This is a genomic window from Brumimicrobium sp., assembly GCA_023957385.1.
Lineage (GTDB): Bacteria > Bacteroidota > Bacteroidia > Flavobacteriales_D > Crocinitomicaceae > Brumimicrobium.
On sequence record JAMLGZ010000001.1, the window covers coordinates 393,922 to 410,745 of the forward strand.

Genomic DNA, 16,824 nt, shown 5'->3' on the forward strand with positions numbered 1-16,824 from the left:
TTTTATTGAGCTTAGACTAATTTCTTTAGTATTTTTACACTAAATACATTTTAAAATGAATGAATTAATCTCTCCAAAATATCAAATGAAATTAGTTAGCGATGTCGAAAATGCTTTATGGGAACAATTTGATTCGTCGAAATATTATAATGTTGAAAGATACTTAGAGAAATGGCAAATATTCGAAGATAGAAGAACTGAAACTGGTTTCAATCTCGGATGGACTCCGCAATTTGAAATAAAAAAACAAGAAGGAGATAAAATTGATTTAAAATCAACTTTGCATAGTATGGATGGTGAAACGTTACTTAAAGTTGCAATTGATTTAGGGGTTGATACGCCCGATTTCATTCCATCCATTCCAACATTCAAAAATATTTTAAAAGTTAATTACAGTACAGCTCTCGATACTTTTAATAAGGCATATAAACAAATAGAATCCGACCCAAGTACAGCTATTGGTTTAGCAAATTCAGCACTCGAAAGTATAATAAAAGAAATTCTCAAAGACAACAGGATATCTAGCAAGATTCAAGGAAATGAAACACTTTATAAATTAACGGGAATAATTTTAAAAGAATTCTCTCTTACAAATTCTGAGGCAGTAAAAGAAATTAAAACTATCGGTAGTTCTCTATTAGCTATAAATCAATCAATAGAGAAATTAAGAAGTGAAAAAACTACTTTCCATGGAAAGACCACTGAGGATTATGTAATTAATGACCCGATGTATTCGTTTTTTGTTATTAATAGCGTTACTACTATTGGTTTTTTTCTAAATTCTTATTATAAAACAAAATACCCAAAAATAGATGAAACGGAAAGCTATGAAGACAATTTACCTTTTTAAACTAATGAAATGCTGAAAACAAATGCCCAGTTGCTAACATGAACTGTGTAAAAAACCAAACATTTTACACAAAACTTTTTCCATAATTATCATCAAACGGAATTCCATTTTTTACACACCCAAAAACCTGTTTTAAAAGTTTATTACAAACAGCAATTATTGCTACTTTTCCATTCTTTCCTTTGGAAATTAACCGTTGATAAAGTTCCTTGCAGGCTCGATTATTTTGCATTGCGTTCATCGCACACATATACAGAATATGCCGTAATTGGTAACCACCCCGTTTACTTATTCGAACTCTCCCACGAATACTTGTTCCACTACTATGCTCGGTAGGATTTAAGCCTGCATAGCTGACTAGTTGTCTATAATTGGTCATTTCACTAAACGCTTTAGTAAAAATGATTAACTCTGCCGACTCTCTTTCCTATTCCTTTTACACTACTTACAATTGTTAATAATTCAGGTTGCCATACTTTTAATTTTTCGTGTAATTCTTTCTCTAATTTTGATTTCTCTGAGCGAAGTTTTGTAAGCATGGAACGGTAACTCTTTATTATGGATTTAACATCATAAGGGCACTTTTCCAAAGCATGAATTCGATTGCCTATTTGATTAATTTCCTTGGTGATATCATGAATAGCTCCATTCAAAGCCCTACATTCAAAGTATTCACTTTCAGGTCGATGTGTAGCTGTAGGTTTTTGATTAATGCCGTATAGACAAATCCATCTCGCATCTTTCTTATCGACACTTTGGTCTAGTTGCATTTGAATAAAACGCTTAATCTTTAGGGCATTCTCAACTGTAAAAGTGATTTTTCATCATGTAAATAAAACATTAATCCAACATGATAAACACCGTACTTTCCATTACATAATGGTAGTCTTTCCCACAGGTTTTAATAATCTTCTGGAAACCCTTTTTATCATTTGTAACCTGAAAACTCAATAATGAATCTCCTTCTGCTTGATAGCAAACATCCAGTGTATCAGCTGAAACATCAATTCCGCAATACTTTTTTCTTGATTCTTCCTTCATTTTATTATTTTTGTTTAAGAGAAAAAAGAGAGAACAATCTTATCGGAAGTCTGCGATCCTAATACGAACTCTAAAAGGTTCAATAAAACTGTTCGACTTTTGGATAAGAAGGAGGTAGGGGTAATCATGTTAGTCAAGCTCGAAGCTTACTCGGTTCGTCTACCTTATTCTACCTCCTTGTTCTTTCAAATATCTCTGGTTTATAAAGTAACTAATTTAATACTTTTACAAACATAGGACTCGGTTCGGTCGGTTCGGTCGTCAGCCGGGTTATTCGCTTCGTTTTAACATTTTTCGTAAAGAAAAAATTATTAACTTCGTATCTAAGATTAATGTAAAAATCCGGCCGAACGCCGAGCCGAGGAAACGTGTGTGACTTGAACAATCAGCTGTCTGCTGATTGGTGCTTTAAAACAGATGAGAGTAGGTCTCTCAATGGCGATTTTCAGGAATAGCCATTAAACCACTTTGTGCTGCAAGATTAGGAAACGGTTTTGTGGTGAGCGACAAAGAAAAACGGAAGCAACGACTTCTGTAGGTGTGTGTATGTGAGTTGAACGAAAGTGAACCCAACGATGAAGCCTCGTAAGGGCAATAGACGATGTCAAAAATAGGTAGTTACGTTTGTACCTATGATAAGAGTGTACCGGACACCTGATTTACTGGGTACACGGCATCCGGGGTTAAGTGGGCAAGACGCATACATAGGCTGTTTTAAGGAACAAGTGAACTCTACATCGTTCTGTAAAATAGAAATAGGAAGCAGACAAGAGGGGATGTGTTTGAGATGTAGGGGGCAGACTTAGCCTAGTAGTGTTGAAGTGTTTGTAATGAACATGGGAGCGAAGGGCTAAGCATGTTAGGCAAACGAATTTACAACCGTAAAAGGGATGATTAATTATTATGAAACAAAATCACAGCCAATAACCAGATTAATGGTTTGGCAAGCATACAAGAGGTAAAATCCAATGCTGGAAGTGGTGGAATAGACAAAATGAGTTGGGAATATTTGCAGAAAACAGTACGGAACTTTATATGCTCTGGAACCGCCTAAGCTCAGGGAGTTATCGAAAGCCTGTCAAACAAGTTGCTATACAAAGAAAGGGGAGGAGACAATTTACTGGTATCCCGACGATTTTAGACCGTATCACAACAAGTAGTACGAAAACACTTGGAACGAATAGTAGAACAAAATTTCATTAGTTCATTTGTTACCGACCCAATCGGAACTGTCATCAAGCCGTTGAACAAGCATATACAAATTTATACAATCATGATTTTGCTATTGACTTAGACATCAAAGGTTTCTTTGACAACATCGACCACGAACTGATGATGAAAGCATTAAAACACTACCGTTCAGACAATTGGGTTTTGTTATATGTGGAAAGGTGGTTGAAAGCAGAATTGTACAGAAAGGGAGACAAACCAACCCTTTCAGGAACTCCACAAGGTGGCGTTATTAGTCCGCTTTTAGCAAACTTATTTCTACATGTAGTCTTCGATAAATGGATGGATAGTTCCACCTGAAAAGCCATTTGAAAGGTATGCAGATGATATTGTAGTGCATTGCAAAACCGAGAATCAAGCGCAATTCATGTTGCGCCAAATTAAAGAGCGCATGGAATCAAATTACAGTTGCATGAAGTCAAAAGTAAAATAGTCAATTTGAGAGGGTTTTCACAAACGAAATACTCCAAAGGTTCGACTTTCTGGCTTTACAATCCGTCCACGAGCCTACAAAACAAAAGGCACAGGAAAAAGGAAATCTATTCCATGTATCTGCGTAAGTCAGAAGTCGAAGACACATCATGAAAGTTCAGGGAAAATGAATTTACACAAACGCAGAAAATCCTTGGAAGAAATCGCCAAGGAAATCAACCCCGTCATTCGTGGGATTATCAACTATTACCACAAGTTTTGGAAAGATGATATGCGAATGGTGTGGAATCAACTGAACGCACGACTACTGAAATGGACAAAATGGGAGAAAGACTTATTCAAGAAAGCCTCTGTGCGCTACTTGAAAACCAAGTACAAAGAAAACCCCAATTTATTTGCGCATTGGTTATTGGTATATCCGTAAAAAGTTATTACTTTTGATGTGATTTAGTAACATGAAGAGCCGTATGAAGGGAGACTTTCACGTACGGTTCCGTGAGAACGTAGGGGTGAAATTCCCTTACGTGACTCGATTAGCGGTAATTATAACTGAAGACAAAACAAACATCATAAAATGACAGAAGATAAACTAGCAGTATTAATTGATGACATTCCATAATGTAAAAGGAGAATTGCAAAATCACCCACAATCAAACGAATTTATGGCCAACAGTTGGATGGAAAATGTAAATGCAATTACTCCGATTCAACAATATTGACAGCGCAATGATAATTGACGCAATGGATATTCTTTATTCAGGAAAAGTTAACGGTTTTTGTATTACAGCGATTAGCACACGTCTCAGAATGAAAGTAATTGGTTTTAAAAGAAAAACCCACAGCCATTCATCTGCATGTACAAATTTATTATTTAGAAATATTGATCGGCACCTCAGGTAAAAAAATTGATACTTTTAATAACCAATCAATATTCCTTAATGTTGGCGGTAATTGTATAGCGACACTCACAGATTGACAAAAACAAAAATTCGATATTATTTTTACAAATAAAATATTAGACAAATGGCAAAACAAGTATTTATCAATTTAGCAGTAAAAAACCTTCAAAAATCTATGGACTTTTATGCTGCATTAGGATTTTCAAACAATCCACAATTTTCTGACGACACTGCAAAGTGTATGGTTTGGAGTGAAAACATTTTTGTCATGATTATGACACACGAAAAGTTTTCAGGCTTTACCTCAAAACCCCTTGCTGACACCAAAACCAACATTGCAGGTCTTTTTTCATTATCGTTAGATAGCATTGACGAAGTGAACCATTTAATGACTAATGGACTTAATGCAGGTGGAATTGAACCCAATGAAATGCGAGACTATGGTTTTATGCAACAGCGAACAATAGAAGATTTTGATGGACACACCTGGGAACTTTTTTATATGGACATTACTAAATTTCCTCGACAATCATAACATACTAGCTGTATGAAGAAAGAAATTGAAACATATAATCAAACGTTAGAAGATAATGAACTTTGTAACTTGTTGGCTGCAATAATTGATGAAAATCTAATAGGTGCTGAAAGTAAAATTTGGTATGCTCACCCAGTTTGGTTTTTAGAAGGCAATCCTATTGTAGGTTACAGTAAGCAAAAAAAAGGCATTAGACTAATGTTTTGGAGTGGAGCAGATTTTGAAGAAGACGATTTAGACACAAGGGGAGATAAATTTAAAGACGCTTCAATCTTTTACAATTCAGTTGAAGAAATTGATGCAACTAAAATAAAAAAATGGCTAAAAAAATCTGAAAACATACAGTGGGACTACAAAAATTTAGTAAAAAGAAAAGGTAAATTAGAAAAATTAAAGTAAAAAAATATGGCACAAATAAATCCTTACATTCATTTTAACGGAAATGCTGAAGAAGCTTTTAACTTTTATAAATCAGTATTCGGTGGAGAGTTTGCAATGGTAATGCGTTTCAAAGATTTGACTTTTGAAGGTAGTATTGCGAAAGAAGAAGAAGCCAACAAAATTATGCACATAGCATTACCAATTGGCAATCACAATATTTTAATGGGTAGCGACTCACCTTCAGCTCTTGGTACGCACAATGAAAATGAAACAAGAAGTAAAATTTCAGTTGGTGCAGAAAATAAAGAAGAAGCTGATAAATTATTTAACGGACTTTCAGCAGGAGGACAAATAGAAATGCCAATTCAAGATAGCCCTTGGGGTTCTTACTTTGGTATGTTTAGAGACAAGTTTGGTATTGAGTGGATGGTGGACTTTGACCCAAGACAAAAGGGACAACCATAATAAAAACAACTACCGCCAATAACTAAGTTTTCGTTGCGTCCGAAGGACGGACAATGAAAACGGTGTTGAACGACCGCGCAGCAGCACCGCAGGTAAACCGGTCTTCGATCTATGGGGATTTCATCTCAGTTGAGAAGGTGGCTATAAGGCGATTGGAAGTAAGTTTTAAAAAGGCAGCATTGTTTTATAATGCGTTGCTTTTTTATAAGTAGTTTTCTAGCCTTAATGGCACATACCTTCCCCTACCCATAGTGTCATACCATAGAAGTTTGGGGTGATGCCGATAAATACATCGCTGGCGGACCTCTGCTTCCAAAGACTTCTATCGTTATCAAAGTGCCGGTCTTGCAATAGGGGCATCTGCGATGGTTAATGATTGGCGTAGCTGAGTATTTCTTGACATTTAGCACTTGTTGTAGTTGTTGCAGCTTCCCTCGTTTCCAACTGCACTATATGAAACATTCATTTTACAGGGATTTTGCTATTCGTTCTTCAGCGACCGCGAAGCAGCATCGAAGGTAAACCGGATTATATTTGGGAGTTAATAGGAAAAAGCCAAGATTTAGGCTTCGTTTGCGTGAAGGTTTTCTGTGAAGTGTTGCCAATATAGGACGATGCCGGGACAGGTCTTGGTTGGTGCACCAAAGTGTATAAAACTAAAATCCGTATTTGTCTAATGCAGAATAGGCGTTGAAATACATTTATCCCTACTTATAGGATTTGATCGGCTTCTCAAGTCAAAAAAATGTTACTTTTAACAACCAATCAATATTCCTTAATGTTAGTGACTATTATACGGACACAGTAAAAACGACAGAACAATGAGACAAAAGCTGAACTTAATAACACTTGGAACTGACGACTTTCAAAAATCCTTAGACTTTTACGAAAACGGACTTGGTTGGAAAAAATCTGAAAAAAGTATGGACGGCTTAGCTTTATTTGACTTGGGTGGAGTTATTTTAGCGTTGCACTCAAGACACGAACTTGCAGTCGACACAACATTGACATATCAACCGACAACATTTTCTGGACTTACCATTTCGCACAACACAAAATCTGAAAAAGAAGTGGACGAAGTTTTAGAAAAAGTTGCAAAACTTGGTGCGACAATCGTAAAACCTGCACAGAAAGTTTATTGGGGCGGTTACAGCGGTTATTTCAAAGACTTGGACGGACATTTGTTTGAAGTTGCTTACAATCCATTTTGGGAACTTGATGAAAATAACAACGTAAAACTGTAATGACAGAAGCGCAGACAATAAAAGCATTGACAGTAATTCCGGGAGTTGGTAAATCCATTGCGACAGATTTATACAACATCGGCATTAGACACATTGATGACCTGAAAGGCAAAGACCCCGAAGTGCTTTATGAAAACTCAAACCTTTTTGCTGGTTGTGTTCAAGACAGGTGTTTACTTTATGTTTTTAGGTGTGCAGTATATTTTGCAGAAACACCAATAAATAAACAAGACAGCGAAAAATTAAGATGGTGGAATTGGAAAGACAAAAGGGTAGTCACTAACATCAATTAGCTTCAATAGGAGGATAAATTAAAAATTTATAGCAACATGTTTTGACGCTGCAAGCTCTGACTTTTGTGGAATAAATAAATTGAATTTTAAAACATCAAAATAAGTATGTTATAACTTTATAAACAGAAATTAGGGTAGTATCGAATTGGGGGCTTGAATCTGCCACTAGATTTTTGGCTATATAATTTTTGTCATCCTAAAAATATTTTACTATATTCGATTTTCTTAGACGATTTATTTACTCTAAAATATAGAATTATGATTAAAAAAATAACTACCCTTTTGTGCACTATTGCATATTGTTTAACCATTTCTTTTTCTATAAATAGTCAGATTGCCATAGCCAATCTTGACCAACTCGCAAAATTAAAAAGTGGGACAACATACATTGTAATGGATAATCTTGATTCTGACATTTCCAAAGAATACATGGAGGTGTACAAAAAATATTGGACGATTACCAAGATTGAGTTTATTAAAAATTCCGAAATCTATAGCCATATATCACCCAATAATTCATTTTTTTCAATTAACGGATTAAGCAAAACAACTCAATTTTCCAGTGGCAACATAGGGAGTGCAACTACAAAAGCCGGTATTAGCTATGAAAATACCCATATTTATCTCAACTTATGGATGTGTAATGATAAGTATTTTAAGAAGAAGGATCCAACAATTGGATTATATGATCAGACGCAAATAGCACGAATAGAACTTTTTACTGATTTTAAAACAATATTAACCCCTGAACTGCTCTTTAATTCCGATTATGACGGAGGTGGACATATAAATAATTGGGGTGTGGGATTTCTTAAAAATTACATTCAAGCGTTAATGAACTTTTTGAATGAAGGCGAAAATCGTACCTTATATTCAGGAATAACGAATGTCAATGAATTAAAAAATTTGAAAAATCAGGTGTTGTATGTTCCAGATTACATATTGACGAAATTCAATAAATTTACAGGAGATGAATCTAAGCGGTTTGAGGAAGATAAAATCTTAAAAGATTATACGTACAAATATCAGTTGATTTCTACAAAAGACTTAAATCAAAAAATTATGGAAGATACTACTCCTTTTTATTACTTGATCTATGTTAAAAGTAGTACGGATAAATTTGTTAGCGTTGTTAACTCACAAACGGGTGAAATCATTTATTCAAAATACTCTGCCATTTCCTATAATATAAAGTCGGACGACTTAAAAAATATACAAAAACTAATAGAATAATTGAATTCCCTACATATTTCTCATAATGTAAAAAGTTTAAATGAATTCTTTTTTTTATTTTGGGTTACCAAGATAAATCGTTACATCATACAGGACGTAAATAGATTGCGTTCTCTCCCTTTAATTTTGTCAAGAAACAATTGATATGAAAACAATTAAGGGTATAAGTAGAAAGGAGTTTGATGAATGTTTCGGGAATAATGAGAAGTGAGGGAATCACTTCGAATGTATAAAATGCAAGCATTTACATTTCGTAATGAGGAGAAGGAAGTATAACAGACGTTGTTCTAGTTGTGGCTACGAAGAATCACCTATTTCCATCACTCCAGAATATGCTATTTATATCAACGTATTTTCACAAATTCACCATCTTTCAATTTATACGTTTTACCGTCAATTTCAATTGTTTTTCCTTCTTTAACTTGTGCTAAATTCTTTAAATCTGTTTTTATGGTGTGCACAGAACCATTTGTTGCATACGCCAGATGCAGGTATTGTTCATTGATGCTAAAATGTGTTCCACACAAAACAGTGCGCACAGGGATTTTAATTTTATCTAGTAATCTAAAATCTCTAATAGAAGAGGTGTTGTCTGCAATCAAGATTATTTCCGAGGAATTGGGGAAAAGTTCTTGTGCTTTTAAAACGGCTTCTAAATCATTTTCGGGTGCATCACCACCACATCCTTTAGAAGTTGCTTGTATCACTAAATCTCGGAAATCATGATAATCTGTTGCTGTTTTGTAATAGATTCCTCCAGTCTTTCCTATTCTTTTTAATTCGTCTACAATTTCATCACCATCATTAAACAAAACCAAGTTTATTTTCTCTTTACCACTATATTTATATAGAAACCAATATACAGTTTGCAGGATGTAGGGTGACATACTTCCCGTAACATCTATAACTACGGTTGAATTTTGCCATTCTTTATTTCTTCTTAAAGCAGCCACAACAGAAGTATCTCTAAAATCTTTAAATGTTTTGTTTGTTATAATAGGAGCTTTATCTTTGGGCAAACCTTCTGCTAAAGAAATTTGTTCCATACGATATAGCGCAGGATCTTGCTCCGGTTTATAGTAAATCACTGCACCATGAAAAAGCAACATAGCATCCGATTCATCAGTTAAGCCCATTTGTCGACATAACCTCCATTGGATGCTTTCATTTGAAACTAAATCTCCTCTCAACTCTAATATCTTTTGTATCCTTCGTTTAGTTAAATCTTGTAAGCTATCTCCTTTTGGATAATTGGAATAGATTAAATCTACTCTAAAAATCTTGCCTTTTCTCAGTTTCGCTACATTGCTTTGAAACACAATGTCTGAAGAACCAAATTTCATTTGAATGACCGCAAAATCAGTAATAGAGTGAATAGGTCTATAAAAATTGATTTTAGTTTCTCTTAATTGAAGGATATCATTAATATCTCGAGCATTTATACTTTGTGCTAAAACTATGAATAGCAATACAATTGAAGTTTTTTTCATGGCATTAGTTTTTAAGAATGAATAACTCGTGGTATAAATTATATAGATACAACGACTTTTTGAAAAAAGGTTACAAATCGCCTTCAACGGATGAATACGATAGCATAGAATTTAGGCAAAACACCAGCACTTATAACAATCTGGCATGGATTAGACCCAATAAGAAAAGAAATTTAGCTTATAAATATGGTTCAAAGAAGTGGCAAAAAGTACTTCGATTTAGATTTTTCTTAAATTACATTTACGTTTAGAGATTAGGTTTACTATTATAATTGCCATATCTTTGAGTTACTTACCGTTAACACAACAAAAAGATAATGAAACCATTCATAAAAATATTCATTTTACTTTGTGTCACATTCTTTGTTGTTTCGTGTGACCCAGAACTTCAAGTTACATACAGCATAAGAAACAACGCAGATAAGGAAGTTAAACTTAGATATGTAAAAAGTTACACCGACACCATTGAAACCATTATGCAGAAAGATCAAACTGAAAAAATATACATGATCAAAAAAATTGGAACGCCTTATATGGCAAACAAAAATGATGACAGTATATATGTGTTTGAATATTTTTCTGCACAAAAAGATAGTTTGCTATGGACTAAAAATGTTAAAGACAGAAGTGAATGGATATTCACTGAAACAGGAAAACATTCTTGCAAATTTGAACTGCAAATAGATAATAGTGATTTTTAAACATAAAAATAGCTGATAATTCAATTGAATCCCGATAGCGTTTAATTTTCAACTTACCCCATGCTGAACTGCTCACCTTGAGTTTATCGGAAGATGGGTGTTTCATGCTCCTTCCATAATTCCAATTTTCACCCACTGCATGGCATTATTCTTTCATCTACTTTTACTCCAAACTACTTTTATCTTGTGGTATGTTTTCTGTTTCCATTTGGTAATGGTTGTAAATGTTTTAAATTAAAACAATCATTTGTTTTGTATTGAAACAATATATATCTTTGTATCATTAAACAGCGAAATGCAAATTGATATGAACATAAAATTGTCACAAAAGCAAATAGGTCAGCGGTTAACCGAACTTCGTAAAATGAAAGGGTTGTCACAGGAAGATTTGGCTAAAAGTGTCAAAATATCCCGACCATCTTTGGCTCAAATTGAGTTAGGAAATAGAAGTGTTGATATACTTGAATTGCAAAAACTGTCATTGGTTTTGGAGTTTTCATTGGACGATTTTATGTCTAAGGATTTTTCTGTAAGACAAGATGTTGATATAAAAGAAGAAAAAAAGGCAAAGAAAGGAGAAGAACGTATTTCAGTACCAACCTTGCAGGTCAATAAATTTCAAAATGTCTTGTTGTATATACTTGAACGCTGTGCAGGTAAGCCAAATGTTGGCGAAACAGTTCTTTACAAGTTGCTCTATTTTTCGGACTTCAATTATTATGAATTGTATGAAGAGCATTTAACCGGAGCTAAATATCGCAAATTACCTTACGGACCAGTACCACAAAAATTAGATACTATCATTAATCAAATGATTGAAAAAGGTCAGTTGCAAAGGGTGAAAACAGAATATCACGGCTATCCTCAAACGCGCTATTTACCTTTAGTAAAAGCCGATTTAACTGAATTAAAAGCAAGTGAAAAAGAAATCATAGATAGGGTTATAGAACAAATGAGTGATTGGAGTGCTGCAATGCTCAGCAACTATTCACACGGTGATAAACCTTGGAAAGCATCAAAAGAGGGCGAAGAAATCAATTATGAGTTAGCTTTTTATAGAAGACCGCCTTATTCAATTAGAGTTTATGAAGATGATGAACAATATTGAATTTGATGAGCTTTTCGAATTTAAAAAGGACTTGAAGTATCTTCTCAAAAAATACAGAACACTCAAAGAGGATCTGGAAGTAGTGAAATTAGATTTGAATGACGAACCGGGTGAAAGCCCTCCATTTAACTTTCGTATTGATAATTTGGGTATAGAAACGTGTATCATTAAGGTTAAGAAAATTGCGTGTAAGGCATTAAAAGGCAAAGGGGTAAATTCAGGATTGAGATTAATTTATGCTCACTTTCCTGACGAACAAAAAATTATATTCATTGAATTGTATCATAAGAATGATAAGAAAAATGAAGACAGAGAAAGAATAACGGATAATTTTAAATAAAAGAAATAGCAAAAGGTTACAAATCGCCTTCAACGGATGAATACGATAGCATAGAATTTAGGCAAAACGCCAGCACTTATAACATCTGGCATGGATTAGGCCCAATAAGAAAAGAAATTTAGCTTATAACATAGGTTTTATAAAAGACTGGTTAAGTCAAAATATCGAGTTTATTCCTTGATAATTACCTTTTCAGAAGTTCCATCCTCATATATATACAGCATCAGTGTATTTGTTTTCTTTTCAATTTCACGACCTAGAATATCAGTGATTTTAATGGGCTTTTTATCAAGATTTAGTAGTGTGTTATTTGTTAATCCAACCGTTCCTAAAATAGCTTCACCACAGTAACTATCGTTGTCAATGTTCAAGTCAATAATACCATTAGGATTACTAATATTTACGCAAATAGTTCGCTTATAAACACCGTCTTCAGGATATAAGAAATTAACATCATAGTGCACTTGTCCAACATCTATCCATTGTTGTTCGCCCGGTAGAATATTCAGATTTGTCAATTGGTAGAAATAAGCAGCTGGTCCACAAAACCATTGTCCTACATAAACATAAGCATTTAGAGAACTGATTGGAAAATTCCCTAAGTTCTCAATCAAAATTTTAGCAAACGCTTGTTGTATCATTACATGCTCGGGGGCATTGTCCGATTGACTGATAGATACATCATAAAAGTCTATGTCGATGATTGCAGCATCCACTCTTTCTATCGTTTCTTCCTCCGATGAAGTCATAGAATAGGTGATAGAACGAATAGCTTCAAATAGTTGAATAGGATGATGATGGGAAATGTTCAATACCTCATTATTATAATCTACAAATCCATAACTTTGAGAGTTGTAACCCTCAAATGGAGCAAAATTAATTTCGTTAACAATGGCTAGATTTGCATCTAAGATGATGCGAGAAAATCCATTGACTCCCCAATTGAGCACATTGAGATGATTGTCAATATACTTAAGATGGGTAAGATCGTATTGATTGCCAAATGTTACGGTATTAACCAAGTTTAAATCTCCATCAAAAATTTTAATTTCATCTTCGAACAACACATACATCAAACCGTTGTTTGATACTAAACCTCTAATTTGGTCGGCTAAGTCAATAGTTTGTAATACATCACCATCTTCTGAAATCCCATAAATTTTAGATCCTGAAGTGGCGATAATGGGATATTCATTGGAGTAAGTTAAAACATTTGGAGCTGGAATAAGAATATCGGGAAGAGAATCAATTTGTTCTCCCGTTGTTACATTGAGTTTGATAAGATCTATTTTATCAGGTTCATCTATCGTTGCTGTATTCTTCGCAATCCATACTTCGTTTTCAATAAAAGGAATATTAGAAAAGTATTGATTATCATTTCCTAGAGGCCAATATTTCAGCCATAATTTATCTCCATTGTTAGTTAGCTTTATGGTGAAGTTAATATTATAACCCATCATGTCGCAGCCTTCATTCGCCCAGCCATGGATGTATAAATTTCCGTATAAATCTGTTCTAAAATCGAACACATTAACCAGACCTAAATTGTGATTGGAAAATTCTTCTGAAAGCATTTCTTGAAGAGATTTTTTCCACAGTTTTTCTCCAGAAATGTTATTTTTTTGAATGTAATTTCTGTTTATGTCGGTAGTTTCTTGGAAACATAAATAGGTATATGAACCAAAAACAATTGGAAATGTAAATGTTTCGTAGTCAATCCCATCGTTGATTCCGATGTCGCTTTTGAGGCCTTGAGCATTCAAATGAAGGAAAGTGAAGACAGTTAAAAGAGAGAGTATAAGAGAACGCATAATGTTTCAGTTTATTCTATTCTAAATGTAAGGATAGTTTTGATAAATCCAAAATTTAATTATTTGGAATCAAACGTTAAAAAAATATAAACCTCATTTCTTGATAAAATAAATTAAATATCAAATGGTTAAGGAACTTATATGGCTTAGTAAATAATAAATTTTAATCAAGAAAAATAAGATAATATGAATTTGAAATACAACATCTACTTCAAAATAGGAGCAATTGTAATTATTACATTATTACTTCTCATTCCGACCTCCATGATTAAAATTTTAATCCATGAACGAGAAGCAACACAAAACGAAGCAATCAGTGAAGTAAGTTCTAAATGGGCAGAACGGCAGACAATTTCTGGACCTTTTATTTCTATTCCATATTATCGTTATGTCAAAGAAACTTCACCCAAAGACTCCACAGAAAAAATTGTGAGAGTCAAAGACTACATACATATCTTGCCGTCACAACTCGAAATTTCTGGAGATATAAATCCTGAAAAACGACACCGAGGAATTTATGATATTGTTGTTTACAATTCAAAACTGGACATTACTGGAACATTCAATCCGTTTGACTTTGACGCACTCGATATTCAAACTTCAAACATCCTTTTTGACAAAGCAGAATTTGTAATCGGTATTAACGACCTTAGAGGAATTGAAGAGCAAGTTACCTTGGAGTGGAATAATGAAAAGATTTCTTTTAATCCAGGTGTTTCTTCATACGATGTTGTAGATACCGGTATTAATGCAATACTCGATATCAATCCAAACGACAGTTCAAACTATAATTTCAGTTTAAGTCTAGACCTTAAAGGAAGCCAACTTTTATATTTTACGCCGGTTGGAAAGGTAACAGACATAAACTTAACCTCTAAATGGTCAAACCCAAGCTTCAACGGTGCATTTTTGCCTGATAGTAGAGAAGTGACAGACAAAGGTTTTACAGCCAATTGGAACGTGCTACATCTTAACAGAAACTTTCCGCAAATTTGGACGGGCAACCAACACTACATAGACGATTCTTCATTTGGTATTGACTTACTTCTTCCCATCGACAACTATCAAAAATCGTATCGTTCTATCCGCTACGCTATTTTATTTATCGTATTTACGTTTTTAGTTTTCTTCTTTATTGAAGTTCTAAACAAAGTTTTCATCCACCCTATTCAGTATATTTTGGTCGGTGTTGCTTTAATCGTCTTTTACACGCTTTTACTTTCAATATCTGAGCACTTGAATTACAACCTTGCATTTATTATTTCCGCATTAGCAACACTCACGCTCATTGCTGGTTATGTGCGAGCAATCTTAAAATCAACAAATTTGGCCTTATTAATTTCGGGTATCTTGACCATTCTTTATACGTTCATATTTGTAATCATTCAACTTCAAGACTACGCATTGCTAATCGGAAGTATCGGAATATTTATCATACTTGCTCTTGTTATGTATTTTTCACGCAAGATTGATTGGTATGGTTTGAATTTAGGTAAAGGAGAGGGATACCCCTCTTCATAAACCTTATCTTATAATCCTTACAACGTACCCTTGTTGCATTTAGCTCACATTATGAGGCTTAATTCATCAAATGGGCTTTTTAATCTCAAAATACGCTTCGATAACGTGTCTTTATTCTAAGGTAGCATGCCTTACGATACGCTTTTACTAATTGAGCTTACCCACGTACGTTCGCTTCTCCTCAAAAAACAAGAACCCGAGACAAGCTCGGGTTCAATACTATTTTAGAGTGCAGTGCTATAGCAAATGTATAGTTGGGCACTTTCAATAACACAAATATACAAAAAATAGTTGAATAAATATATTTTATATAGTCATATATTATATAACCACATACTATTATCCACATCATTTTAGTCTGTATAGGCTATAAATAAAAGAAAATTATTTAAAATGATAACAAATTTGTTCTTCTATAATTGATTTAATATGAAGATTATCTTTGTGAGCATTGAACAAATTAATTATTTCATTTTCAATTTCATTTTTCCTATTCTCAGATACAACTTCAAGTAAAAAAAGAATTACTCTTATAGCTGCATATAATGAATGTCTATCATTTAAATTTAAAGGCCCAGAATTTATAGATTTAGGTGTCTTTGCATCATATAGAACGCCTCCGTGTGCACAAATATTCCGAATAAAAACTGTGACCCCAAAATAGTTGTCATATATTTTTGACTTTTTTAACCCATAATGACCAGCAATACTTTCTTTGAGTGCTTCATTCTTTAAGTTTCTGAATATCGCTAATAGACTGCCAAAAGTCATAAATTCTAATGTTTTCCATGCAGGAGCATAAATATCATTAATATGTTTTTTATGGTGTTCTTTGATGGGTTTATTAGATTTTTTGAATTGAGTATTATAAAAATTTGGAAAATCTTGGATAAATGATTCTTTCATAACATTTCTATCTACAAACCAAGTTGGACTATCTTTATAGTAATTAGAAATTTGATAGATAAGCTGTGTTCTGATATTGATCTCTATCCGGTTTAATGCTCGCATTATAATCGATTTCAAATCTTTATCCAAATAATATAATTGAATTATTGTTGAAAAACGCGTATTTGGCTTGAAAGTATTTGCTCTAGAATTAATAAAGCGAAACCAATAAAATCCAAGTCGATAATAGCCAATATCTAAAAGGTGTTCTTTAATTTTATCTTCATTAAGATCTAATTCCATCCCTCGAGATTTTAGTATCTCAATTTGCTCTTCTACTGTTGTGGCTATTCTTCCCATAC

The 16,824-nt window shown here is 33.7% G+C and carries 19 protein-coding genes and 1 pseudogene; 14 read left to right on the plus strand and 6 right to left on the minus strand.

Annotated elements, in window-relative coordinates; genetic code table 11:
* The first annotated feature begins 55 nt into the window (after positions 1–55).
* Positions 56–850, plus strand: coding sequence for an abortive infection family protein (locus M9897_01755; GenBank protein ID MCO5267602.1), 795 nt, complete (start codon positions 56–58; stop codon positions 848–850).
* Positions 851–914: 64 nt separating this feature from the next.
* On the opposite strand, the gene M9897_01760 is transcribed toward M9897_01755, so the two are convergent.
* From M9897_01760 to M9897_01770, 3 genes are all read right to left on the minus strand, one after another.
* Positions 915–1,229, minus strand: a complete 315-nt coding sequence (locus M9897_01760) for a transposase (protein MCO5267603.1) — start codon at positions 1,227–1,229, stop codon at positions 915–917.
* Positions 1,230–1,242: 13 nt separating this feature from the next.
* A complete protein-coding gene (locus M9897_01765) occupies positions 1,243–1,620 on the minus strand; it encodes a hypothetical protein (protein ID MCO5267604.1) in 378 nt (125 codons plus the stop codon).
* A 70-nt stretch (positions 1,621–1,690) separates the two neighbouring features.
* A complete protein-coding gene (locus tag M9897_01770; GenBank protein ID MCO5267605.1) occupies positions 1,691–1,891 on the minus strand; it encodes an IS110 family transposase in 201 nt (66 codons plus the stop codon).
* A 1,206-nt stretch (positions 1,892–3,097) separates the two neighbouring features.
* Here M9897_01770 and M9897_01775 point away from each other — a divergent pair.
* From M9897_01775 to M9897_01815, 9 genes and pseudogenes are all read left to right on the plus strand, one after another.
* Positions 3,098–3,421 (plus strand): reverse transcriptase domain-containing protein, encoded by a 324-nt coding sequence (locus M9897_01775; protein ID MCO5267606.1) that lies wholly within the window; start codon positions 3,098–3,100, stop codon positions 3,419–3,421.
* A gap of 298 nt (positions 3,422–3,719) precedes the next feature.
* Positions 3,720–3,977 (plus strand): hypothetical protein, encoded by a 258-nt coding sequence (locus M9897_01780; GenBank protein MCO5267607.1) that lies wholly within the window; start codon positions 3,720–3,722, stop codon positions 3,975–3,977.
* Between the two features lie 293 nt (positions 3,978–4,270).
* Positions 4,271–4,375, plus strand: a pseudogene (locus M9897_01785) (Maebl).
* Between the two features lie 201 nt (positions 4,376–4,576).
* Complete coding sequence (locus M9897_01790) at positions 4,577–4,987, plus strand: glyoxalase/bleomycin resistance/extradiol dioxygenase family protein (GenBank protein ID MCO5267608.1); 411 nt, start codon at positions 4,577–4,579, stop codon at positions 4,985–4,987.
* 12 nt (positions 4,988–4,999) lie between these two features.
* Positions 5,000–5,386, plus strand: a complete 387-nt coding sequence (locus M9897_01795; GenBank protein ID MCO5267609.1) for a DUF1801 domain-containing protein — start codon at positions 5,000–5,002, stop codon at positions 5,384–5,386.
* A 6-nt stretch (positions 5,387–5,392) separates the two neighbouring features.
* Complete coding sequence (locus tag M9897_01800) at positions 5,393–5,833, plus strand: VOC family protein (GenBank protein MCO5267610.1); 441 nt, start codon at positions 5,393–5,395, stop codon at positions 5,831–5,833.
* 821 nt (positions 5,834–6,654) lie between these two features.
* Complete coding sequence (locus M9897_01805; GenBank protein MCO5267611.1) at positions 6,655–7,077, plus strand: VOC family protein; 423 nt, start codon at positions 6,655–6,657, stop codon at positions 7,075–7,077.
* Entirely contained in the window at positions 7,077–7,370 is a 294-nt protein-coding gene (locus M9897_01810) for a helix-hairpin-helix domain-containing protein (GenBank protein ID MCO5267612.1), read from the plus strand. Before M9897_01805 ends, M9897_01810 begins: the two co-directional genes overlap by 1 nt.
* Before the next feature lie 258 nt (positions 7,371–7,628).
* Positions 7,629–8,603 carry a hypothetical protein gene (locus tag M9897_01815; GenBank protein ID MCO5267613.1) on the plus strand — a complete coding sequence of 325 codons (975 nt, stop codon included), beginning with the start codon at positions 7,629–7,631 and terminating at the stop codon, positions 8,601–8,603.
* A gap of 344 nt (positions 8,604–8,947) precedes the next feature.
* On the opposite strand, the gene M9897_01820 is transcribed toward M9897_01815, so the two are convergent.
* Complete coding sequence (locus M9897_01820; protein ID MCO5267614.1) at positions 8,948–10,093, minus strand: hypothetical protein; 1,146 nt, start codon at positions 10,091–10,093, stop codon at positions 8,948–8,950.
* A gap of 317 nt (positions 10,094–10,410) precedes the next feature.
* On the opposite strand from M9897_01820, the gene M9897_01825 reads away from it, so the two are divergent.
* From M9897_01825 to M9897_01835, 3 genes are all read left to right on the plus strand, one after another.
* Positions 10,411–10,794 carry a hypothetical protein gene (locus tag M9897_01825; GenBank protein MCO5267615.1) on the plus strand — a complete coding sequence of 128 codons (384 nt, stop codon included), beginning with the start codon at positions 10,411–10,413 and terminating at the stop codon, positions 10,792–10,794.
* A gap of 295 nt (positions 10,795–11,089) precedes the next feature.
* Positions 11,090–11,902 carry a DUF4065 domain-containing protein gene (locus M9897_01830; protein MCO5267616.1) on the plus strand — a complete coding sequence of 271 codons (813 nt, stop codon included), beginning with the start codon at positions 11,090–11,092 and terminating at the stop codon, positions 11,900–11,902.
* Positions 11,886–12,242, plus strand: coding sequence for a hypothetical protein (locus M9897_01835; protein MCO5267617.1), 357 nt, complete (start codon positions 11,886–11,888; stop codon positions 12,240–12,242). The genes M9897_01830 and M9897_01835 overlap by 17 nt, the downstream gene beginning before the upstream one ends.
* 170 nt (positions 12,243–12,412) lie before the next feature.
* Here the strand turns inward: M9897_01835 and M9897_01840 are convergent, their stop codons facing one another.
* Positions 12,413–14,053, minus strand: a complete 1,641-nt coding sequence (locus M9897_01840) for a hypothetical protein (protein ID MCO5267618.1) — start codon at positions 14,051–14,053, stop codon at positions 12,413–12,415.
* A gap of 186 nt (positions 14,054–14,239) precedes the next feature.
* On the opposite strand from M9897_01840, the gene creD reads away from it, so the two are divergent.
* On the plus strand, positions 14,240–15,574 hold the full coding sequence (gene creD / locus M9897_01845; protein ID MCO5267619.1) for a cell envelope integrity protein CreD: 1,335 nt from the start codon (positions 14,240–14,242) through the stop codon (positions 15,572–15,574).
* A 384-nt stretch (positions 15,575–15,958) separates the two neighbouring features.
* On the opposite strand, the gene M9897_01850 is transcribed toward creD, so the two are convergent.
* Positions 15,959–16,822, minus strand: coding sequence for an Abi family protein (locus tag M9897_01850; protein ID MCO5267620.1), 864 nt, complete (start codon positions 16,820–16,822; stop codon positions 15,959–15,961).
* Positions 16,823–16,824 lie beyond the last annotated feature (2 nt).

Bases quoted from the DNA above. Each gene is read 5' to 3' on its own strand.
- M9897_01825 (MCO5267615.1), top strand. From the start codon at position 10,411: ATGAAACCATTCATAAAAATATTCATTTTACTTTGTGTCACATTCTTT.
- M9897_01810 (MCO5267612.1), top strand. From the start codon at position 7,077: ATGACAGAAGCGCAGACAATAAAAGCATTGACAGTAATTCCGGGAGTT.
- M9897_01765 (MCO5267604.1), bottom strand. From the start codon at position 1,620: ATGCAACTAGACCAAAGTGTCGATAAGAAAGATGCGAGATGGATTTGT.
- M9897_01800 (MCO5267610.1), top strand. From the start codon at position 5,393: ATGGCACAAATAAATCCTTACATTCATTTTAACGGAAATGCTGAAGAA.
- M9897_01760 (MCO5267603.1), bottom strand. From the start codon at position 1,229: ATGACCAATTATAGACAACTAGTCAGCTATGCAGGCTTAAATCCTACC.
- M9897_01795 (MCO5267609.1), top strand. From the start codon at position 5,000: ATGAAGAAAGAAATTGAAACATATAATCAAACGTTAGAAGATAATGAA.
- M9897_01820 (MCO5267614.1), bottom strand. From the start codon at position 10,093: ATGAAAAAAACTTCAATTGTATTGCTATTCATAGTTTTAGCACAAAGT.
- M9897_01840 (MCO5267618.1), bottom strand. From the start codon at position 14,053: ATGCGTTCTCTTATACTCTCTCTTTTAACTGTCTTCACTTTCCTTCAT.
- M9897_01755 (MCO5267602.1), top strand. From the start codon at position 56: ATGAATGAATTAATCTCTCCAAAATATCAAATGAAATTAGTTAGCGAT.
- M9897_01815 (MCO5267613.1), top strand. From the start codon at position 7,629: ATGATTAAAAAAATAACTACCCTTTTGTGCACTATTGCATATTGTTTA.
- M9897_01780 (MCO5267607.1), top strand. From the start codon at position 3,720: ATGAATTTACACAAACGCAGAAAATCCTTGGAAGAAATCGCCAAGGAA.
- creD (MCO5267619.1), top strand. From the start codon at position 14,240: ATGAATTTGAAATACAACATCTACTTCAAAATAGGAGCAATTGTAATT.
- M9897_01835 (MCO5267617.1), top strand. From the start codon at position 11,886: ATGATGAACAATATTGAATTTGATGAGCTTTTCGAATTTAAAAAGGAC.
- M9897_01770 (MCO5267605.1), bottom strand. From the start codon at position 1,891: ATGAAGGAAGAATCAAGAAAAAAGTATTGCGGAATTGATGTTTCAGCT.
- M9897_01805 (MCO5267611.1), top strand. From the start codon at position 6,655: ATGAGACAAAAGCTGAACTTAATAACACTTGGAACTGACGACTTTCAA.
- M9897_01830 (MCO5267616.1), top strand. From the start codon at position 11,090: ATGCAAATTGATATGAACATAAAATTGTCACAAAAGCAAATAGGTCAG.
- M9897_01790 (MCO5267608.1), top strand. From the start codon at position 4,577: ATGGCAAAACAAGTATTTATCAATTTAGCAGTAAAAAACCTTCAAAAA.
- M9897_01850 (MCO5267620.1), bottom strand. From the start codon at position 16,822: ATGGGAAGAATAGCCACAACAGTAGAAGAGCAAATTGAGATACTAAAA.